This window comes from Prevotella sp. 10(H) (assembly GCF_000711235.1).
Lineage (GTDB): Bacteria > Bacteroidota > Bacteroidia > Bacteroidales > Dysgonomonadaceae > Dysgonomonas.
The window spans coordinates 537,388-560,596 of record NZ_JOMI01000001.1 but is presented as its reverse complement, the minus strand read 5'-3'; the positions used below and the strand labels follow the sequence as shown (position 1 = coordinate 560,596).

Sequence of the window (23,209 nt, the reverse complement as noted above, 5' to 3'; positions counted from 1 at the left end):
TATACAGAATTTTCGTACAAAAAACATATATAAACCAAAATGACGGAATATGAGGATTCTTTAGCTTGAATGTACTACTAAAGAGGTAAAAGAATCGATATTTTTGTTTAAGAGCAAAGGAGAAACACAATAGCCGCTATTTGAAAAAATTTTGATATTCATGGATGAATACACTTTGAGATATTAATGTGAGTGTAGATGTACAAAAAAGTTACCATGATAGATCGTATGTCGAACTCACATTAATATTATTCAGAACTATTGATTATGTGAACGATACCAAAAACCTCTGATAATATGAATGAAACAAAGAAAAATGTCTGAACCGGATAGCAGATCTGAGTAAAACTTAGTGAAATGCTGAATGCAAGCCGTGTAAAACTTCGCCGGGCGGTTTGTAGTAAAGAATCTTATAAATCTGAAATCCAACGTATAATTGTAAAATCTAACGATATGAAAAACTGCAAGAAACTATTTTTTGGGGCATTGATTTGCTCCGTAATGTTGGGACTATCCAATGTTACTGCATATGCATACACGCTCGAGATAGCGGAAGACGGCAGCAGTACAGGAGTGTTGTCAACTACCCCGACACAACAGAAAAGAATACAAGGTAGTGTCAAGGATGAGTCGGGTGAGCCCCTTATAGGAGCCACTGTTACCGTAAAGGGCACTACCAATGCTACTATGACAGATGCTGACGGAAATTACTCCCTATCGGTGAATGCCGGATCTGTAATAGTAGTGACATATGTCGGCTATCACACCAAGGAGGCGACTATAGGCTCGGGAAACAATTACGATATTGTATTAGTTGAAAATTCCCACGTAATGGATGATATCGTGGTTGTCGGTTACGGCACAATGAAGAAACAGAACCTTACAGGGGCTGTATCGTCCGTTAATTTTAATGAAGCATTGGCCAGCCGTCCTACAATGACCCTTTCTTCTGCATTGACAGGATTAAGTGCGGGGTTGAATATCTCTCAGTTATCGGGAACACCCGGTGCGGAAGATGTCAATATCATGATACGAGGCAGGGGTACTATGAGAGATCCTTCACCTTTGGTTATTATTGATGGTGTGCCCGGCGCTCTCAACGATGTGAATCCGAATGATGTAGAAAGCGTATCGATACTTAAGGATGCAGCATCATCCGCTATTTATGGTTCTCGTGCGGCCAACGGTGTCATACTGGTTACGACTAAGAGAGGAACCGAAGGCAGAGTAAAAGTTACCTACAGTGGATATGTAGGTTGGCAAAATGCTTCCAAGAAGATCGATTTCATAAACGATATGGCTACTCATATGGATATGATCAATGAATCGGAAGGACGCGAGAAATATCCTGTCAATCTGATCGATGAATGGAGAAAGGAATCTGCTGCAGGCAATGCCTTATATCCTAATACCGACTGGTACGACGAAATGCTGAATACATCAGTCATTACCGAGCATAATCTGACTGTAAGAGGTGGTGGAGAGAGAACTAATTTCTCTATGACACTCGGCTACCTCGATAATAAAGGTATTATAGACAATTCGGGCTATAAAAAATATTCTTTCCGTATGAATGCTGATTCCAGAGTGACCAAATGGCTCGAAATGGGAGGAAATATTTATGGCTCTTGGTCTGACAGGGATCCGATCAATACAACAACTTTCTTCGATAATATCCGTAATACTACTCCGGGCGTTGTGCCAAAACATGACGATGGCCGTTATGGAGGCTCTATGTTCGAGAACTTCCCGCGTGTAGGCAATCCGCGTGCGTATATAGATAATATACGTGGCAACTATGAAAGACAAAAACTGGGATTGAAATTCTACGGAAAAGTTAAATTCCTGAAATATTTTGAATGGGAAAGCAGCTTTGGCTTCAATTACGACAACCGTCACAACTGGGAATATACACGGCCTTATTCTTTATGGAATTTCCAGTCAGGGTATGAGTATCAGCCAAGCAGTAATATCGATAAACTGTTTAACGGAACAAGAAGAGATTACTCGACTATACTGAGCACTATCTTACGCTTCAATCATTCAATAAATCAATCACATAATTTCTCAGCTCTGCTTGGCTTCGACCAGCAATATAATCGTATGGACAAGTTCGACGCAAGAAAAGGAGATATTCTTGGTGACGATGCCATCTATATAATGGATGCCGGAGTAGAAAATGAAGCCATATCAGGTAATGGTACAGATGATGCTCTCAGGTCATACTTAGCAGATTTCAAATATGATTACAAAGGACGATACCTGTTCGGAGCGAGTGCCCGCTATGACGGTTCCTCAAGATTTGCAAAAGGCAACAGATGGGGTTTCTTCCCTTCATTCTCGGCAGGATGGAGAATATCGGATGAGGCATTTGCCCAGCCACTGAAGAGTATTTTCGATGATGTAAAGTTAAGAGGTTCATGGGGTAAACTCGGTAACAACAGGATCGGTGACTATGGTTATCAGGTTGTATACGGTTCATTACTTTATCCATTCGGAGGACAACTCCAGCAAGGTGTAGCTCCTAGAGAACTGGCAAACAGTAAGATCAAATGGGAAACGACTACTATGACTAATATTGGAATCGATCTGGTTTTATTAAATAGCAGATTAGCATTTACTGCAGAATACTATAATAAAAAGACTAGTGATTTGTTACACCAGATACCAATTCCATTCGTCCTTGGAAATTTCACGCCTCCTTATCAGAATATAGCAGAAATGGATAATAAAGGTGTAGAATTCAATGCTACTTATCATGGAAATGTTGGAAAAGACTTTTCTTACAGCATCAGTGGAAATTTATCTACAGTAAGCAATAAGGTTGTCAAATTTAATGGTGATGAATCGAAATCGGGTGCCGTAATAACAAAAGAGGGTATACCTTACCAAAGCTTCTATGTACTGGAATTCGACCGTATTATCCAGGATCAGGCTGAAATAGATCAGTTACTGGCTGACGGATATACATTTGGTACTTATGTGGGAGGAAAACCCAGCCCGGGGGATATGTTATATAAAGATACAAACGGGGATAAAATATTTGACGATAAAGACCGCGTAGTAAAAGATTATTCTTCACTGCCTAAGATGACATATGGTATTAATATCAGTATGGCATATAAAGGGATAGACCTGAATATTACCGGACAAGGCGTAAGCGGCGCTAAAGGTTATTGGGGCAACGACGGATTCAACACATTCAATATAAATGAAGGCTTCCTTCAAAGAGCCGAAATACTTAACCGTTGGACAGAGGATAATAAGTCGACCAAATATCCACGCCTGCGTACATCAGCCTCGGCAATCAATACTGTAAACAGCGATTATTGGTTATATAATACGTCTTATTTCCGTATCAAATCCATACAGTTAGGGTATACTTTACCAAAGAGTCTGACGTCCAAGTTTATGGTAGAGAGGTTGAGGGTGTATACAAATCTTGAAAACTATTTCACATTCACCAGCTTCGACGGATATAATCCTGAAAATCCAAGCATGGCTTATCCTCTGATGAAACAATGGGTTGTTGGCTTAAATCTAACATTTTAAATAAAAGAGATATGAAAAACAAAATAATATTACTCGTACTATCTGTTTGTCTTCTGTCTTCTTGCAGCGATTTTCTTGACCGTAACTCATTAGTCGGATTATCGGAAGGGGATTTCTGGAAATCACAGCAGGATGCCATACAGGGCGTAAATCCGCTCTATCATGCCAACCGTGAGTTTGTAAACAGCATTGTGGTATACGGTATGATGGACGACTTTACCGATATTTCTTACCAGTCGTGGGCAACAGGCCTCACAACAGGCGTTAACCCTGCCAATGCAGGAATATATGAAACTTCGTGGGGAATATTCTATAAAGGAATCTACAGGGCAAATACAGCCTTGAAATATATTCCGGGAATAGAAATGGACGAGAAGATAAAGAACCGTTGTCTGGGTGAGGCTAAGTTCTTCAGAGGGTATTTCTATTTCAAACTATGGGATTATTTCGGAGGTGTTCCTATCTATGATTATCCGATGAACATAGATGAAGGATATGAACCACGCAATACCGAAGAAGAGGTCTATAAATTTATCGTACAGGACATGACCGACGCTTATTCCTTGTTGGAAGAAAGCTACGGACAATCGGACAAAGGCCGTGCTACAAAATGGGCCGCATTAGCCATGCGCGGAAAAGCACACCTGTGGGCAAAGCAATATGATAAAGCAGCTGATGACTTTAAGGAAATAATGGAAAAAAGCGACAGGAAGCTACTCCCTGATTATCATACACTGTTCCGCGTAGCAGGTAATAACAACAGTGAAGTTATTTTCGATGTACAATATGTTGCCGAATCGGGACACGGTATTGCTACCGACCTCAATTATGGAAATCAGTCGGGAGTTACAAAAGGTTCGCAACGCACACGCCCTACTCCAAAGCTGGTGAACTCATACGAAATGAAAGACGGCACTGCGTTCGACTTCAAGAATTATACAAATGCGTCAGGAGCTACATTCGACCCTAATAATCCGGAAGACTGGAAAGACGAAGCATCTGTAAGAAAGTTGTTCGAAAACAGAGATCCGCGTATGAATGCGGCAATAATAGTTCCATGGTCTGAATTTGTAGGTAAAACGGGTGCGCCATTACTCTATAGATTCCCTGTGGATAAGGTTACACCTAATACATATGTGCCTATCTGGGAAAATGGAAGTTATGCATGGAGAAAATTTGTAGAAACAGGTTCTGTATATACACTGGCTTCTAATATGCCTCAAAATTTCCCTCTTATTCGTCTGGCGGATGTAATGCTGATGTATGCCGAAGCTAAGAATGAAGCCCTTTCTGCTCCTGATAAATCGGTATACGATGCCGTTAATGATGTGAGGGACAGGGTAGGTATGCCTGCGCTTCCTTCGGGATTGAGCAAAGAACAGATGCGTGAAAGGATATACCATGAAAGAATGATAGAACTCTGCGGCGAAGGACAACGCTATTCAGATATCCGCAGATGGAGAATAGGAAAAGATGTTGTAGACGGCGTATGGATGACCGAATTTACAGGAGTGAATATCCGTCAGAGAGGATTCCCTGATCATTATTACCTGTGGCCTATACCGCAAAATGAGATGGATCGCAATCCTAATCTGGTACAAAATCCGGGATGGAAATAAATATATAGTGTTTTATTATTTAGATTAGTATTACCCGTACAGGGTAGAAAGATAATAAGAGAGGAAATAGTGGCGTTTGCCTGTTCCTCTTTTATTATTTTTGACACTATTAGGAAATGCAGATTTTTATTATATTTAGACTGAATAAAGCAATATAAAATGAATACGACAAGTTCTCACTTCGACTTCTACGAATCTTCCAATCTTTTTCACGGTTCCATGATGCATGCAATGGGTACCCGGCTCGATGTAATAATAGTAGGCCCGGATAAAAATGCTTCGCTTATATGCTGGGAGAAGATTGAGAAAGAAGTACTGCGTTTATCGAAGTTGTTCAATAAGTTTGATGAAAAGAGTGAGTTATATGCTGTAAACAGAAAATCCGCCGAATCACCTTTTCGGGTAAGTGATGAGTTGTGGCGAGTACTGGCCGACTGTAAACAATATCATAGTATGACATCCGGATATTTCGATATCAGTATGAAAGACTATAGTCAGGTTGTTTTGGATGGTAAGAAGCAGACTGTATATTTCAATGATAAAGAAATTGAACTGGATTTAGGTGCTTATGCCAAAGGTTATGCACTGGAAAAGATAAGGGAGATATTGATATCAAAAAATGTAGAATGTGCATTAATTAACTTTGGCAACAGCTCCGTTTTAGCTATAGGATCACACCCTCACGGCGAGTATTGGCCTATCGGAATCGAAGACCCCTATAACCCTCAGAATACATTAGGGATAATAGAGCTGAAGGACAATACTATGTCTACATCCGGAAATATGCCCAGCCATACAAAACACATCGTAGACCCTCATACCGGTATTAGCAATGAAAGCCGTAAAATAGTATCGGTAAAGACAGCGAATGCTATCGATGCTGAAGTACTTTCTACTACATTGATGATAATTCCCGATGAGTTGGTTAGCTCTGTCCTATCTAATTTTATTGTAGATGAATATTTGTCTTTTGATTTGGAGTAGGCAGAAAGGAATATTATTCCGGTAATTCAGTCGTTTCTAAAAGTTGAATGAATTCAGTAAAGCTTTTGCATATAAAATATGTGTTGCTTCTGTCATCAGAACACTCAAAGAAATATGCATGGTCATAATAATAAATTCCGTTATCAAACTCATTCTTTTCCTCATTATCCGGATTATTCACTAAAAGAATAAATGCACCTCCCGCGTCTTCGCCTATAAGGATACTGTTGACAGTGATATCTTCTTTATATTCATTATTTACTTCTATAAGGTTTACAGATTCTTCTGGTTCTTTAATCCCATAAAAGACATCCATTAAGATGTATTCATCTAAATCTTCAATATAGAAATAGCCTGCACAAAATACGGAACAGTCATTCTTTTGTAAAAAAGATGCATAGTCGTCCGGTAATTGTATATTCAGGCTTTTCATATATTATATTTTCATAGTGTCCTTTATTTAATCCGGTAGTTGTATTTGTATTCTTCGATAAGATTACCCTGATCATCTTTTTTATATTTCAAATGCCCCAATTCGTCATATTCATACTTTACAGTGTAACCCCGCGGATCAGTCATACTGATTATACCTACTAATGGATTGTATGTATAAGTAGTAACAAACGAAGCCGGTAATTTAGTTCGTAAAGCGTTTACAGCCTGCATGTCCGGTTCTTTTGAGGATGAGATGGCTTCAATATTCAACAGTTTCTCAATCTCACTGTATTTTATATTCTTAATTTCTGCTATAAGGTACTGGTAATTATATCCCCAGATACAGACTGTGCTAATTCCGTCTAATGTGGTATATTGGAGAATATTACCTTTTTTATCATATTGGTCGTAAGTAATAGTGGTAAGCAAACCACCTCCCGAAGATGTCAGGAAAGAACCGGGTACGATCATTTCCGACATTTCTGTATAATTTATTTTCGACCGTTTTATTTCCTTACTGTCATGTTTTAATATTTTTTCAACAGGAACAGATAACATGTTTTTGGTTATCATTTTATTATATAATGTACCGGAGTAATTGAATGGGTAAGTGATAGATGTTGTATATAAATTTCCAGTACTATCCTTTACCTTCTCTTCTATCGGTGTGAGTATTTTATAATTTGGATCGTAGGAGTAATTAGTCGTAGTGATTATAGAATCTTTATTTTCATATTCTCTCACTTCTTTACTTTCCAAAATATCTATATCTCTGTAAGCATATACATCGGTGAAGCCAAATGCGTCGTAATAAAATTCTTGTGTATGCATAAATATATCGCCAACTCTCATGTAATTATTGGTAATAGTAGGGTCGTATAAGAATATCCTGTTATTATCTTCGAGTTTTACTCCGGTAGTATAGGAAGCCATACTTATATTCTTGAATTCATTTTTTGTCCACCTCTTTTGTTTATATTCATTATTTTTCAATTGATATACACGTTCTTCTTTTAAAAGAGGTTTCCTGTGCCCCCATTCTGAGGCTGAGCGACTATCTCCCTTACTTAGTTGAAAATAATATTCTGTTTTTCCTTCTGTAGAGTTTTTTTCTGTTACTTTATTATAAAAAACAGAAGTTCCCCAAGGATTCTGTATTGGATATATCGGTTTTGAGTATATTGTTTTGGATATCTGACTATATGCCAGACAAGAAGAGATAAGGTTATTCCATATATCTCCCCTACAGAAATATGACGCTCTTTCATCAGGGACTATCGCGTACTCCATGTAAGTCTTTTCATCATAATAATTCCATCTTTGTATTTGAATAACAGGTCCTCCTTCGTATTCATATGTTTTTTTTGATATAATATTTTCTCCGTCGTAATTAACTATTTCTTTGATTCGTAATCCGCCAAAATATTTAACACTGGGTTTGTCCTGTATAATGTTTTTTCCTTCATTTTGTTCATATGTAAAAAAGGTATGCCCTCCGGTAGGATATGTTATTTTAGTTAGTATGCCTGCCTGTGTATAAGAAGGGTTTGACTCCCGTACAGAATTGTATTCAATATCATTCGAACTGCTATTAATATATTTGAATTTATATGGTGTCCAATTTTCACTATTTGCACCATTATAATATCCCCAAAAATCTTCAGAACATTTTGTATCATCAAAAGGAGGTAATTTTAAAGATTTGTTATATTGGAAATTATATTTTTCCCCATGAACGTCGATAGCATCCAACAACATTCTCCAATCTTCAATTTTACTCCCCAGGTAATTGTCTTTATTTGATAGAGTAATACTCCTTATATCTAAAGTACTATTTCTTATAGTAATTTTTTCCAAACGCTCTTTCATAATATCTTTCCGGTCGCTTTTATAGCTGAACTCAACTTTGCCCCCAGACCATTCGATCATTGATAACAGAACGGGTGTGCAGACCAAAGTTTCTTTTTGTATATTAGAAACTGTTTCGCCTTTTGAATCTACCTTTAATATATCATAAGCAGGAAGTCCCGGAGGTCCATAGCGATCACTAAAACTACGTGTAGGTAATAACATCCAATTTATATTTCTCGAAACTTCTGTCGTAAGATATTTCTGCCCGTAATTATATGTAAAGTTTATCTCTTCTTTCGAATCGGGGAATTTAATCTTTGATAAATGATACTCATATCCTGAAGCAAAACTATAATTCATATTTTGCATCACAGAGAAACGTTTAAAAATCCATGATCGTCCTTCTGTATCGATTACTTCTATATCGGTGACAAATCCTTTACTATCTTTTATCCGGTTGATTTTTAAAGGAGAATAAGGAATCGTTTTTAATTCTCTTGTTGTTATATCTTCTCTGAATACACCTATATTGCCATTGAAGCTATAGAAAAATCTATCTGAAACTGTTTTTGTACAGTTATGAAAAGGACAACCTTTTAGCCTGAAATACCAGGTAGGTGTCACAGGCTTATTAGCTACAGACAAAACAGATTGCTTATCTATTAGAAATTGATCGTTTGCTTCCCTAGCCGAAAGGAAGATATAGCTTCCTTCATCATCAGGCATGCCGTTTACGGTCTGGGTTATCATTCCACCCGCATTCAGGGTCCAACCTAATCCTACTACGCTTGCAATATCCGATACCTTATTTCCACCGGCATGATAAGATATGCTAATAGGTACTTGTAGATTATTTACATTGATAGTGTATATAGGTATACTGATTTCAGGTACTCCTGAGCTTAAGTCAACAGGTACTTCACCATATCTCATAAATTGTTTTGCTTGTGGAGATGGCGGCAAAACCAACGGCTTCGGAGGATCAAATATATCATTCTTTAAGACTGTTGCCGATTGTAAAGAGATCAAAGAATCTTCTTTGACAACAACATTATTATCTGTTGCCTGTGCTGATAGATATAGACATGTCCACATACAGGACAACACAATCAATAATGTTTTTTTCATAGTATATAGATGTGAATTTGTATATATTGCCTGTTTTCCAGTACTAAGTTAAAATGCGAAGCTAATAAAAAAATCAAACCAAATACATTTACATGCCCCTTTTTAACAAAACAATTTCCCTCCCCAATATCCCCGAATAACTAAAATAATTATATTTGCCCTATCATTATTTCTGATACTTTGAATAAATATACAGACGAAAACAACGAAGCTTCACTAATCCGCTCACTAAAGAACGGGTCGCATAAGGCATTTGATAAACTGTATCAGATGTATGCCCGTCGTCTGTATGCCTATAGCTTGCAATTCAATAAGTCGGCCGAAGAATCGGAAGAAATCGTGCAGGATGTATTTATTAAGCTTTGGACTAACCGCGAAAAGATAGTACAGGAAGATACGCTTCGCTCGCTGCTTTTTATTATGGCTAAACATCAGTTGATAAATGCTTTCCGATCAAAACTTAATGATCCTGTATATGAAGAATTCGTAAATTACAAAGACGCATTGTCTTCGGATAATACGGAATATCAATTGGAATATCAGGATTTTCAGAAAAAGTTTGATGCAGCTATGCAATCACTTTCCACTACTCAGCAGAACGTTATCAGACTGTCGAGGATAGAGCAGCTTTCGAATAAAGAGATTTCCGAACAGCTTTCATTGAGCGAACAAACTGTAAAGAATCAGCTTTCTGCCGGACTGAAAATATTACGACAGAAACTGGGAAGCCTGTTCATTCTGTATATGTTATTATTTATTAATTAGATTAAGATTGACGGTACTAAAAGAAGGATAATCCGTCACTATATATAAAATAATGAATGAATTATTAAATAAATATAGAAAAGATAAATTGACTCCGCCGGAATTGACGGAACTCAAAGATAATGTGAACTCAAAATCTGATACGGAGATTGAGGAAGAAATGCGCAATATCTGGCTGGGTGAAGATATAGATACTTCTGCCGTAGATGAGGAAATGATAAAGAGGATCAAGACCAATTGCGATCAGGCTATCGGCAAAAAGCGGATTAACTTATCTTCATTTGCCCGTTGGGCGCAGATTGCAGCAGCAATTTTATTGCCTGTGTTCATTGCATTCTCAATCTATCTGTATCATGAAAACAGCCTGATCCTCTCCAACGAAATGCTGGTAACAACCGGGAAGGCCGAGCGTGCAACCATTACCCTGCCCGACGGAACGATAGTGTCGCTGAATGCCGAATCGGCATTGAAATATATGCCTAAAGACTATAATAAGAAAGAAAGGAAGATCGATTTCAATGGCGAAGGGTATTTTCAGGTACATCGCGATCAGCATGTTCCTTTCCTTATCGATGCACGGGGATTGCATATAGAAGTACTCGGCACTACTTTCAATCTCTATGTGCGCGATACCGATAATCAGGCTATACTGACGCTCGAAGAGGGCAGTGTGTCGTTACTATCGGTACAAAACAACCAGAAAGTAATTCTGAAAAAGAACCAGAAAGCCATACTGGATCAGGCTACAGGCCAGATAACAGTCTTCGACGATGAAAATGTGAATGAGATGTCGGCCTGGCGGCGTGGCGATATGATATTCCGTAATACTGAATTATCGGAAGTTATACGCACTATCGAAGAAAGTTATGATGTAGCGATGACAGTAGAATGCAAAGACTGCCTTAAAGATAGCTTTACCGGGACATTGCCGATAAATGACCTGAATGAAGTACTCGAAGTACTAGAACAATCATATCACCTGAAAGCTACACTGAACGGTAAGAAGATAATAATGAGGTAAAAAATATATTATTATAACAAATATCAAACCGCATCCGTTAGGAAAGCAGTTTTTTATTACATCTTTTGATCAGTAGAGAAATATGATATTTTTTTCATTGCCTTATTAGTGCGTCAGCCCTCCGTGCATTAGTACCCAAGGCGGGTTCCTGTCCGGCGAAGACGGCGAAGAAAAGGACGGGGGCAATAGCCCGTTTGTCACTTTCAGCCGGCAAGTCGTTGGTGGGTCTGCGAGGGTTGCAGCCTTGATTTTATGTAACTTTTTTATCAAGAAAAAAGTTTATTAAATAATTGAGCATTTAAATTCAATTATATAAGTTTTATGTTTTACAACACATTTTTCTATCGGTACTTTCTTTAAATATACTTGTCATTACTTCTAAACTGCCCAAGAGGGCTACTTTAAGTCTAATTAAAAATTATAGTAAAATGAACAAACATGCCCGGCTTAAGCTGCTCACATTGATTTCGTTGCTATTCTTTTTTTCCTCATTTATATATGCGCAGGAAAAATTGATAACGGTTAATCTCAAAAATGCTTCATTAAAAGAAGTCTTCCGTGCTATCGAAAAACAAACTACTTACCGCTTTTCTTATCGTGATCTTGTGATAGACGATACGAAAAATATCACGATTGAAAAAAAGAACACAACAGTTTCTTCCATATTGGATGACGTACTTGTCGGGAAAAATCTGAATTACAGCATTGTTTCGCCGAAGTCTATCGTTATTTCGGATAAACCAGTTGTAGTAAATACAGATAATATCAGGACGAAGAAAATCTCCGGTGTCGTGACGGATATATACGGAGAGCCTATTGTCGGAGCCAGTGTAGTCGAAAAAGGAACGACAAATGGTGTAATGACAGATGCAAATGGTAGCTTCAGCTTATCTATTACATTTAACAGTGTCATTCAGATAACCTATATCGGCTATACCGAAGAAGTATTTAATGCTTCTGATCAGGATGTATACAATATTACGCTTCGGGAAAATACCAGCCTGCTAGATGAGGTAATTGTGGTGGGATACGGTACAATGAAGAAGAAAGACCTTACCGGATCGATCAGCCATATCGATGCTGAAAAATTAGCTTACGAAAGGCCGACCACTGTGCAGGATCTCTTGCGAAGCACCGCTCCGGGACTGATCGTTGAACCGTCTTCGAGTAGTGCTAAGAATAATGCCAAATTAACTGTCCGGGGAGACCGTTCTCTGAGAGCCGATAATAGTCCATTGATTGTATTAAACGGAATACTCTTCAACGGAGACCTTTCGGAAATCAATCCGGTAGATATCGAATCTATCGATGTATTGAAGGATGCTTCATCTGCAGCTATTTACGGTGCCAAGTCTGCAAATGGGGTAGTGATTATTACCACTAAGAAAGGAAAGAGCAACAAGCCGCTTATCCAGTTCGACGGCAGTATTGCCTTCGCCACTATGGGCGCAAACCGCAAAGTATACAACCCTGAGGGTTATCTGCAATACCGCTCAGACTATGCGGCAAGCAGTAACGGTTTCCAAAACCAAGGCTATTACGTAAAGCCTACTGCTGAAAACCTGCAGAAATACAATCTCACCGAAGAGCAATGGCGCAATTATGATGCAATCGGTCAAAGTTCGAAAGGGTCGGAAGAGGTATGGGTAGAACGCATCGGCTTGGGAGATTTGGAAAAGAAGAATTACTTTGCGGGAAATACCTTCGACTGGTACGATGATTCGTGGCAGACAGGAGTACAGCAGAATTATAACCTAAGCCTTTCCGGGCAGACTTCCAATATGAACTATTTTTGGTCGTTAGGCTATATGGACAATGAAGGAAATACGGTAGGAGACCGTTTCAAAAATTACCGTACAAGCGTGCGACTCGAAGCCAGTGCAACCAATTTCCTCGAAGCGGGTATAAACCTCTTCTTACAGAGTCGCGATGAAGGTTTTATAGGAGTAGATACAGGTGGGCAATCGGCTAATTCTCCATTTTCGACACCATATAATGAAGACGGTTCCCTGAACCCGTGGCCTATGGGAGAGCAACGTACGGTGAGCGGAGTAAACAGCAGGTATAACAATTCCATGAAGTCGAAAAGTTCCGGCACGCAGAACGTTACCAGCAGCCTGTATGCAAAACTGAAATTGCCCTATAATATTTCTTATCAGTTTACTATCGCCCCGCGTTACAGCTGGGTGCAGAACAGGGACTGGAACAGTTCGCAAAGCGTGTTCGATACAGAGAAAGGCACAGCATCAAGAAGTACTGCCCGTTCCATTGTATGGACATTGGATAATATGATAAAATGGAATTATACATTTGCCCAGAAACACCTCTTTGATGTGACCTTATTACAAAGCGCCGAGAAATTTGAATACTGGAGCGAAAGCATGACCGGTTCTCATTTCTCTCCGTCCGATGTACTGCAATGGCATTATATGGAAGTTGCGACCGATAAGAAAATCAGTTCGAATGATGAAAAATATACAGGTGATGCACTTATGGCGCGTCTGTTCTACTCGTATGACAACCGCTATATGCTTACGGCATCTATACGTCGCGACGGATATTCAGCTTTCGGACGTTCAAACCCGCGCGCAACTTTTCCCGCTCTGGCAGGAGCATGGAACTTCTCCAACGAAAAGTTCTTCAATTGGGAACCGATGAGTAACGGTAAAGTGCGCCTTTCATGGGGTAAAAACGGGAACAGGGATATCGGTATCTATCAGGCGTTGTCGCAATTGTACGGAGGTACGTCAGGAAAATATTCCTATCTTACCCAGACAGGAAACCTGTATGAAATCGGCTCTTTACAAATTGAGCGCATGTCTAATAAAGGCTTGAAGTGGGAAAGTACCGCCTCATGGAATGCAGCGCTTGACTTCGGATTCCTGGATAATCGTATTAACGGTAGTGTCGAGTGGTATTATATGCCTACTACAGACCTTTTGATGGATCGTACACTGCCGAATGTCTCCGGATATGATAAAGTAGTAACAAATCTGGGTAGGGTTACAAACGACGGTTTTGAAATATCTATAAATTCAAGGAATATAGATAAGGAAAATTTCAGTTGGTCTACTACTTTCGGCCTGTCGCACAACAGGAACCGTATCAAACATCTATACTATACCTATGAAGATGTAATAGACGAAAATGGAAACGTGATAGGTTCGAAAGAAAAGGATGACGTTGGCAAAGGCTGGTTTGTAGGCAAAGACATATCTACAATATGGGATTTCGAATTCGTCGGCATATGGCAGGAAGATGAAGCCGAACAGGCTGCAAAATACGGACAAAAGCCTGGAGATGCACGCGCAAGGGATGTGAATAACGACTATAAAATAGGGCAGGAAGATAAAGTATTTTTAGGACAGGAAAGGCCTAAATTCAGATGGTCGTTGCGTAATGATTTTACAGTATTCAAAAACTGGGATATTTCATTCAACCTGTATGCTCAAACAGGGCATAAACAGGCTACTACCGAATATCTGAACTTTTTCAATCACGAAGGAGATTACAGGAATACGTATGTGCGTGGCTACTGGACGCCTGAAAATAAATCGAATTCGTATGCACGATTAAAATCCACATTGGTATCGAATGCCCAGCCTAAGAAAGTAATACGCAAAGACTTTATTCGTCTCGAAAATATCTCTGTCGGATACAAAGTCCCTAAAAAAATTACAAATATGTTGCAGGCACAGGATATCAGGGTATACGGAACTATCCGTAATGTAGCAGTACTCACATTTGCTAAAGACTGGGATTACTGGGATCCGGAAACCGGAGGAAGCATTCCGCGTATATTCACATTAGGTGCAACTATAACTTTTTAATTTTTACTATCATGAAAAAGAATTTATTTAAATCATTATATATCACAGCAGCCGTTTGCCTGTTATCTTCCTGTTCCGAGAGTTGGCTGGATCCGGAACCACTTTCTTTTTACGAACCGGATATAACCTTTACCACGCGGGAAGGACTCGAGGCCAGCCTTACCACCTGCACACGTCAGATACGTTATTACTGGTTTGAACAGGGCTCTGGATTTTCCTCAGAGATGATTTTCTCGGATATGTTTGTAACGGCTATTTCCGACCTCAGCGGTGCGCAGGACTGGGTAACACAACTCACTCCGATATCAAATAATTACTGGTTCGGTTCTAATATGTCCGGTTGGTTTTACAATATAGGTTATCAGGGGATTGCCTTTGCAAATACCGTGATTTCGCGTCTTCCCGATCTGGAAATGGATCAGTCCGTTAAAGAACAGATGCTTTCGCGTGCCTATTTCCAGCGTGCATGGCGTTATTATCATCTTATGTTCCAGTTCGGTGATATCCCGCTGGTTTCTAAAGAAGTGACATCGCCTAAGCTTGACTTCCGTTCCACAAAAATGGAACTGATCGTAGATCAGATGGTGAAAGACCTTGAGTATGCCGTTGATCATATCGCTTTGCGTGACGATTACGGAAAAGAAAATAAAGGCGCATGTCTGATGCTGTTAATCAAATTCTATATTGCTGACGGGCAATTCGATAAGGCAATAAATGCGGCTAATATCCTTATCAATGACTGTGGCTATGAATTGATGGAAGAACCGTTCGGCACATTCGACAACCCATTTCCTGACGACAATCCTGTTACACGCAATGTGATTTGGGATTTGCACCGCCCTGTAAATAAGTCCATTCCCCCTAACAAGGAAAGTATTATGACCATGGTCAATCGTTACGATAACGAAGAAAGCCGTATGAATACTCTCTTGCTTAACAACTTTACCCCATTCTGGAGTATGGCCGATGCTAACCGCGGTATCCTCACGCCTAGTAAATCGAATCTGGGAATGAGTAAGCGTGCCGGCACACCGGAAATGATGACGCAATATCCCGGTTATATGGATTACAGGGAAATATTCGGAACAGGGGAAGCATTTGCCCGCCCTACTTATTTCACCGAAAATGGCATGTGGACGGATAAGAATGATCTTCGCCACAGCAAAGAAACGGGCAACTGGTTTGTAATGGAAAACCTCAAATATAATAATGTAGACCTTGTCGGCACTGCCGATGAACAATACTATATGAAACCGATACAGAAGTTTGCGGATGACGGTACATTGTTGTGCAGGGATTCTATCCGCTGCTGGTTCGATTTTCCTTATTATAAATTGTGGGTGGAAGATATCGACCGTAAAGTATCCAACGGATATACAGGTACACAATATATAGGTGGCCCCGGCGATATGTACCTCTATCGTCTGGCAGAAGCCTATCTTTTAAGGGCAGAGGCCTATTACTGGGCGAAGAATTACGCGAAAGCAGCCGAAGATGTGAATACAATAAGGAAGCGTGCAAAATGTACTACTTTTTTCAATGCTTCCGATCTTAGCGGACTTGACGGACTCGATGTGATTATGGATGAAAGAGGGCGCGAACTCTTATATGAAGAATTCCGCCACATAGAACTCGTGCGCGTTTCATTTATTAAGGCAAATGAGGAAGGCACATACCAGTCGCCTAAGAGTCTGGCTGACGAAAGTAGCAATAGCTATTGGTGGCACCGTATTACCAAGTATAATAATTATTATAATAAAGGTGTGCAGACACTGCATGGCGACGAGTACAGGATGGGGAAACATAATATTTTCTGGCCGATCACGCAAAGCTATATCGATGCTAACCTGAATGGACGGATAAACCAGAATTACGGATATTCCGGTTATGGAAACAACCAGCCGCCGATCAGTACATTCGACGAATTGGCAGCTGCTGATCAGTAATTGACTGTTTAACAGAATGTGGTAAATGTAAATTGCCACATTCTGTCATTTTTTAAATCTATAAAATCAAAAATCAATATAATTGAGTATCACACTCTTTATACCTTTGTCGTGCTTAACCGTATCGATATTTTAACAAATACATATGAAAAAGTATAATAATATTCTTGAAAACATGCCCAGATTGTTTTCGCAAAAGCTTGTCCGGTGGGGGATAGTATGCCTCTTACTTAGTGCGCCGGTACTTCTTTTCGCTTTAAGGACAGATAAAAATATAAAAGACAATCCTCTACGCAGCAACAATATAGATAAGATGTATGAAGGCTTTGTAAATCTTCCCGATTCTACCAAGCTTGGCACTTACTGGTACTGGCTCAACGAAAACGTATCGAAAGAAGGAATTACTAAAGACCTCGAAGCCCTGCACAGCAAGGGAATGGGAGAGGTATATATCGGCAATATCTATTGGGGCGGGGGAGAAGGAACCGTTAAGACTCTCAGCGATGAATGGCTCGAATGCATGCGCCATGCTATACGCGAAGGAAGCCGTATCGGGATAAATGTGAGTCTTTTCAATTGTCCGGGCTGGAGCCAGTCGGGCGGCCCGTGGGTAAAACCCGAAGATGCGATGCGCTATCTGGTATATTCCGAAGTAGAAGTTGAAGGTCCTAAAACAATCAGTCAATATATAGGTAAGCCTAAAGATTTTTTTCAGGATGTTTCCGTAATTGCTTATCCCGTATTGCTGGAAGATAAATCTTCGAAGACAGCGACAATCAAATCGATGCCGGAAACATCTGCTTTAAATAATCTCACAGACTCAGACCTTGGTACGATCTGTAAATTTACCAATAAGAGAGATGAGCCTGTACAAATAGATATTAAATACCGGAAGCCCGAAACCAAAAGAAGCCTCTACATGAAGCCCGGCGATCAGTCTTTCCAGATGAATTGCGAAGTATTGATGAAAAAAAACGGACAATTTGTGACTGTCAAATCGCATTCTTTCGACCGTATAAACAGGGAGGTACGCATGGGGGCAGACCCCTCGGCGCCTTTGGCTTTATCACTCGGTGAAGTTACTTCGGACGAATTCAGGATTATAATGAAAGATGTGCCGGAAGGATTTGAAATACGCGAATTGGACTTATCGGCAAAACCAATACTGGAAAACTATCCCGAAAAGTGGCTCATTAAAATACCGAGCAAGGCAACGCCCGACTGGTTCGCTCATATATGGCCTAATCAGGAGCAGATAAGTACTGTCGGAGTGGTAACGGAAAAACAAATACAAAATATCTCCAAGCATCTGAAAGGCGATACCCTCTACTGGAAAGTACCAAAAGGCAAATGGAAAGTACTCCGCATAGGTATGACTACTACCAATACGACTAACCAGCCTGCTGCGCCTGTAGCCCGCGGACTGGAAATAGATAAAATGAACAGGCGCCCTATTCAAAACCACTATAATTCGTATGTTGGCCGCATTGTAAATGGCATGTCCAAAAGCGACCTTAAATCATTCAACCGTATCATAGCCGACAGTTACGAAACAGGCCCTGAGAATTGGACAGACGGATTCGATACTGTTTTTGTCAACAGATACGGTTACGACCCTTACCCGTGGATGGCTGTACTGACCGGACAGATTGTTGGCTCGGCAGACGAATCGAACCGCTTTTTGTGGGATATGCGCCGTTTAATAGCCGAACGTGTTGCCTCCGAATTTGTAGGTGGAATGCGGGAGATAAGCGAGAAGAACGGTGTTTCGCTCTGGCTCGAAAACTATGGCTGGGATGGTTTCCCTTCCGAGTTTATACTTTACAGTAAATATTCACCTGCTATTGGTGGCGAGTTTTGGACAAACCATGGCGATAATATCGAGTGCCGTCTGGCTTCGTCGGGGGCGCATATGTATGGTAAGAATGTGGTATATGCCGAATCGTATACTACGATTAACCATAGTTTTACGTATTATCCCGGAAATTTGAAGGAATTCGGGGATAAAAGTTACGCCGAAGGAATCAATCAGTGTATCATGCACTTGTGTATTCATCAGCCTTACGAAGACCGCGTGCCCGGTGTAAATTCATGGTTCGGCATAGAGTATAACAGGCATAATACATGGTTCGACCAGTCGAAAGCATGGATAGATTACCAGCGCCGTTGCTGCTATATGCTGCAACAGGGCAGGCATCATGCCGATGTATGCTATTTTATCAGTGAAGAATCTCCGAAGATGAGCGGCTGGATTGACGAGAGCCTGCGGAAAGGATATGATTATGACTTTATCAATTCGGATGTTATACAGAATGTTATTAAGGTGAAAGACGGACGCTTAGTTCTCCCGTCCGGTGTTAGTTACTCGCTTTTGGTTCTCCCGCCGCTGAATACCATACGTCCCGAAGTATTGAAAAGCATTAAAGAACTTATCAGTCAGGGTGCAAATATACTGGGTAGCCCACTGGAGAGATCACCGAGTATGGTTGGCTATCCGCAGTGTGACCGCGAGGTGCAGAACTTATCTAAGGAAATATGGGGGAGTGCGGATTATAATATAAAGGAGAAGATAGAAAAGAAGTTTGGCAAAGGTAATGTTTTCTGTAATATACATATAAATACTGTATTGGAGAAAATCGGTACATCGGAAGCTGTCAGCTACGACCAGTCTGCACCGCTATTATGGAAACAGCGCGCCTTGAATGACGGGAATATCTTTTTCCTTACAAACCAGAAGGATTCGTTGATGACCGTAGACGTTACATTCAACACGACAGGCTACCGCCCGGAATTGTGGAATCCTGTAGACGGTACACGGCGTAAGATTGATAACTATACATTTAAAGATGGAAAGACAATTATTCCTGTAACCTTTGACGGTTTTGAAAGTTGTTTCATCGTATTCAGTGAAAAGACTACAGTACCGGGCGACGGAAAAGTGCCACAGGAAAGAACGATTGCCACCCTCGACAATACATGGGATATTGTTTTCTTCAATAAATGGATAAAAGAAAAGATAGAACTGAAGCAGCACGGACTGGAAAACTGGGCGAAATCGGATGACAGCCGCATGCGCCACTTCTCCGGAATAATAACTTATACGAATGATTTCGAGATATCCGGTTCTCTGCCGAAAGAAAATGTTTTCCTCTCTTTCGAAAATTTGTATGAAACAGCTTCTGTTTCGATTAACGGGAAGAAACTTGATCGGGAAGTATGGTGTAAACCATACAGGATAGATGTCACTCCTTATCTAAGACAGGGGAAGAACCAAGTGGAAGTAAATGTGAGCACTTCGTGGCGTAATAAGATTATAGAACAGAATAAAAAGCCTGCTGAGGAACGTGAGATTTCTTATATGTTCTATAGCGGTAGCGATGAATTAAGCCCGTCAGGAATATGGGGCGCAGTGAATTTGAAGATAATTGAATAATTATTGATAAAAGGGTTTTTGATTAGATACCTGAGGGCTGATTTTTGGCTCTCAGGTATTTTTTGTTTTGGCTAAAAAGGACGTAAATAATTTTGATTGTGCGCAGTACAGGATTAAAAATGCTTTTATTTATGTTAACAGGCTGTGCGATTATTTTCGCAAAGCCTGCTGATAATATGATATTTAACTACTACGTTTTTGTATTCATAATTAGTCTTTTACACACTTTACGGTAAACATAGTTGCTGGCGAATTAGAATTCATAACAAGTTTGTTAGAGTACGCATCCAGGCGACAGTAGTATCTGTTTGGCAAATTGATACTGCATGACCAGAAAAAGGAGATCTGTCCTTCTTGAATCATTTTTCCATCCCCGGCAGCGCCGATAAGCATGGCGTTAAAACCTCCGGCGAGCGGATCCAGGGATTTGCCTTGAAGGCCCGGTTCACATATATCTTTTGCAGTAATGCCGGTTTTTTCATAATCTGCATTGTCTGAGTATTTAGTGGGATTATCCTTTAATTCTTCTATTAATTGAAGCCATTCCCAATGAGTCGGCAGATGCCAGCCCGTAGGGCAGATACCTTGTAGAGGAGTATGATTAATATTCCCCTGATCGATATTAGCAGCGTTCGAAATACCTGAAGCAGCAGTCCAGTTATAAAGCATCCCCAAACGTTGTCTCTTATTATAGAACGTCTTCGAACCGGCGAGTGCAGAAGGCGTATTCACAGGGTTCGGATAGCCTATGTGGGCATCGTTGTAAGATTCATCGTATGTAATGGTCAATGGCGGTTTGTTCGGGCTATCCGGCGCATAGCTGGTCGCTGCAAGGTTAGTCGTCATCCAGCGTTGGTTACCGAACATTGCCGAGAAGAATGCATTTCCGTCCTGGTCGCGGTGCCACTGCACCCTGTTTTTATTTTTAGATATATCACCATCCGAATTAGGTTCCTCTTGAGCAGGATCGAGACCATAAAACTCTTCCCACATGTCTTTCCACTCTTCCATTGTCATTTCCTGCTCCACAGAACATTGGATAATACTCTGGGTAACGTCCACAAAGCGTTTAGGAGTCTGTACATCCGAAAATATCAGGAAGTTGTAACGTTTCTTGGTGCCGTCGGAAGCTACATTGAATGTTTGTGTGACAGGAGTGTCGGCAGTACCGTCGTAAAGTTCTTTTCCCTGTACGCTCCCCAAAGCAGGTACCAGGCCGCTTACGGCTGAGTTGGCTGCAGGATAAATAGAAAGTTTCCATTGGGCGTTGCTTGTAACAGAAAACGTTTCTCCATTGGTCGTCGTAGTATAGCTTTTTTGCGGAATAAAAGTGCTGCCGTTTATAAGTAGCGCCTTATTTGTTTGCCTTACCTGCACCGATGTCGATTTCTTACAGCCATTGGCACCCATATCATATTGGAATAATATCTTTATATCCTTTGCCAGAAAAGGATTATTAGCTATCTCCGAGACACTCATCGCAGGCGGTAATAGTTGTATAGCCTGCGGACTTGTAGCCAGCGACCCTGTAGTACCCGAAGGTTTTGAAAAACTGAGGTTATTACTCGCCAGGTCACCCGGCGCTAAGGACCATGTAGGCGGTGTAGGTGACATTCCGTTAGCCCATGTCATATTCAGTGTCTGCTCGGAAAGGGTACGCAAGTCGCGCCCACTGGGGAAATCGAAGAATGTTTTGTCAGCATTTACTGACGGCACTGTACTCGCCGAAGACAGTTTTTGCCACTGGTCTCCCATCCATACATATACCCCGTCGCCATCGAGGTCGCACTTGTTGATGCTGTACACAGTCAGCCCCGTATGCGCTTCTTCATTGGGACGCACACTATTGGACGGATCGATGTCTTCGAGTGTGTATTTTTTAGTCAGGTTGACACGGGGAAGCAGCAGTCCTTTTTTTGCCGTTACGTTATTGCCGTCAGGGTCATTTTCTTTCAGGTCTAGCAGGCTTCCCTGATTGGGTTCCTTGCCCATTCCTATCGTCACCTGTGCATGGGCGCCGATGACCAGCAGCAGGGCGAGTGTGATACCGAGTAATTTTCGTTTTGCTTGTTTGTTAGTCTTCATAATTGTATATTACTTTAATGTTTCTTTAAAATCCTTTATTTGCTTGTCTTCTTTAATGTAAAGCCGTAGGGAATACCTAGTTATGCGTATTATTATCTATTTTCCCAAACAGAATAATAAAGATGAAGACAAATAAAGACAAATCGGATATTCCCTACTTATGAGTTTTACACTCAATGGCTTTGCTTTATTTTTAATGAATTTGTACAATCTGTTTGTTTCATTTGTCAGTAAAAAGATCATATATATTTTGGGGTTCATCTGTTAAGTTTTGTAACAGGGTAGTTTGTCGTTTATATTAAGGCTGGAAAGCTATACTGCTGACAAGTTTCATCGTTTTCCGTTAATCTGATCTCATAGAAAAACACTCGTCTCAATAAAGTTTGGTGTGTAAGGACAGAAAGTCTTTTTTATACTCTCATTGCAACAATATTTGGGTTTGATGATCTGTCGTAATATTCCGGCACGAACAGTTTTTTAGAGGAAGCTTTACTTTTAATTTTCAAATCGAAAGCCTCCGTTTGGTCGGTTCTAAATTTCATGATTCCAATTTTGTGTGT

General features: G+C 40.3%; 11 protein-coding genes. 8 read left to right on the top strand and 3 right to left on the bottom strand.

Features of this window, described 5'->3' with window-relative positions:
- The first annotated feature begins 453 nt into the window (after positions 1 to 453).
- The 3 genes from K348_RS0102400 (at position 454) to K348_RS0102390 (ending at position 6,155) form a co-directional block, all read left to right on the top strand.
- The gene (locus tag K348_RS0102400; protein WP_197027617.1) at positions 454 to 3,552 is read left to right on the top strand and encodes a TonB-dependent receptor; all 3,099 of its coding nucleotides are present in this window, start codon (positions 454 to 456) and stop codon (positions 3,550 to 3,552) included.
- A gap of 11 nt (positions 3,553 to 3,563) precedes the next feature.
- Positions 3,564 to 5,171, top strand: a complete 1,608-nt coding sequence (locus tag K348_RS0102395; RefSeq protein ID WP_197027616.1) for a RagB/SusD family nutrient uptake outer membrane protein — start codon at positions 3,564 to 3,566, stop codon at positions 5,169 to 5,171.
- Between the two features lie 159 nt (positions 5,172 to 5,330).
- Complete coding sequence (locus K348_RS0102390) at positions 5,331 to 6,155, top strand: FAD:protein FMN transferase (RefSeq protein WP_029902546.1); 825 nt, start codon at positions 5,331 to 5,333, stop codon at positions 6,153 to 6,155.
- A gap of 13 nt (positions 6,156 to 6,168) precedes the next feature.
- On the opposite strand, the gene K348_RS0102385 is transcribed toward K348_RS0102390, so the two are convergent.
- Together K348_RS0102385 and K348_RS0102380 are read right to left on the bottom strand one after the other, a co-directional pair.
- Positions 6,169 to 6,588 carry an SMI1/KNR4 family protein gene (locus K348_RS0102385; RefSeq protein WP_051697528.1) on the bottom strand — a complete coding sequence of 140 codons (420 nt, stop codon included), beginning with the start codon at positions 6,586 to 6,588 and terminating at the stop codon, positions 6,169 to 6,171.
- Positions 6,589 to 6,611: 23 nt separating this feature from the next.
- Positions 6,612 to 9,569: a hypothetical protein gene (locus tag K348_RS0102380; protein WP_029902543.1), complete on the bottom strand. Its 2,958-nt coding sequence runs from the start codon at positions 9,567 to 9,569 to the stop codon at positions 6,612 to 6,614.
- Between the two features lie 180 nt (positions 9,570 to 9,749).
- On the opposite strand from K348_RS0102380, the gene K348_RS0102375 reads away from it, so the two are divergent.
- The 5 genes from K348_RS0102375 to K348_RS0102355 all read left to right on the top strand — a co-directional run bounded on the left by K348_RS0102375 (position 9,750) and on the right by K348_RS0102355 (position 20,564).
- Positions 9,750 to 10,334, top strand: a complete 585-nt coding sequence (locus K348_RS0102375; RefSeq protein ID WP_029902540.1) for an RNA polymerase sigma factor — start codon at positions 9,750 to 9,752, stop codon at positions 10,332 to 10,334.
- Between the two features lie 52 nt (positions 10,335 to 10,386).
- On the top strand, positions 10,387 to 11,355 hold the full coding sequence (locus K348_RS0102370) for a FecR family protein (RefSeq protein ID WP_029902539.1): 969 nt from the start codon (positions 10,387 to 10,389) through the stop codon (positions 11,353 to 11,355).
- 428 nt (positions 11,356 to 11,783) lie between these two features.
- Complete coding sequence (locus tag K348_RS0102365; protein WP_051697526.1) at positions 11,784 to 15,185, top strand: SusC/RagA family TonB-linked outer membrane protein; 3,402 nt, start codon at positions 11,784 to 11,786, stop codon at positions 15,183 to 15,185.
- An 11-nt stretch (positions 15,186 to 15,196) separates the two neighbouring features.
- Entirely contained in the window at positions 15,197 to 17,131 is a 1,935-nt protein-coding gene (locus tag K348_RS0102360; RefSeq protein ID WP_029902535.1) for a RagB/SusD family nutrient uptake outer membrane protein, read from the top strand.
- Positions 17,132 to 17,276: 145 nt separating this feature from the next.
- Positions 17,277 to 20,564 (top strand): glycosyl hydrolase, encoded by a 3,288-nt coding sequence (locus K348_RS0102355; RefSeq protein WP_051697524.1) that lies wholly within the window; start codon positions 17,277 to 17,279, stop codon positions 20,562 to 20,564.
- A gap of 210 nt (positions 20,565 to 20,774) precedes the next feature.
- Here the strand turns inward: K348_RS0102355 and K348_RS18695 are convergent, their stop codons facing one another.
- The gene (locus tag K348_RS18695) at positions 20,775 to 22,649 is read right to left on the bottom strand and encodes an FISUMP domain-containing protein (RefSeq protein ID WP_051697523.1); all 1,875 of its coding nucleotides are present in this window, start codon (positions 22,647 to 22,649) and stop codon (positions 20,775 to 20,777) included.
- Between the last annotated feature and the right edge of the window lie 560 nt (positions 22,650 to 23,209).

Coding starts and splice junctions, on each gene's coding strand:
- K348_RS0102400 (WP_197027617.1), top strand. CDS start 454: ATGAAAAACTGCAAGAAACTATTTTTTGGGGCATTGATTTGCTCCGTA.
- K348_RS0102395 (WP_197027616.1), top strand. CDS start 3,564: ATGAAAAACAAAATAATATTACTCGTACTATCTGTTTGTCTTCTGTCT.
- K348_RS0102390 (WP_029902546.1), top strand. CDS start 5,331: ATGAATACGACAAGTTCTCACTTCGACTTCTACGAATCTTCCAATCTT.
- K348_RS0102385 (WP_051697528.1), bottom strand. CDS start 6,588: ATGAAAAGCCTGAATATACAATTACCGGACGACTATGCATCTTTTTTA.
- K348_RS0102380 (WP_029902543.1), bottom strand. CDS start 9,569: ATGAAAAAAACATTATTGATTGTGTTGTCCTGTATGTGGACATGTCTA.
- K348_RS0102370 (WP_029902539.1), top strand. CDS start 10,387: ATGAATGAATTATTAAATAAATATAGAAAAGATAAATTGACTCCGCCG.
- K348_RS0102365 (WP_051697526.1), top strand. CDS start 11,784: ATGAACAAACATGCCCGGCTTAAGCTGCTCACATTGATTTCGTTGCTA.
- K348_RS0102360 (WP_029902535.1), top strand. CDS start 15,197: ATGAAAAAGAATTTATTTAAATCATTATATATCACAGCAGCCGTTTGC.
- K348_RS0102355 (WP_051697524.1), top strand. CDS start 17,277: ATGAAAAAGTATAATAATATTCTTGAAAACATGCCCAGATTGTTTTCG.
- K348_RS18695 (WP_051697523.1), bottom strand. CDS start 22,649: ATGAAGACTAACAAACAAGCAAAACGAAAATTACTCGGTATCACACTC.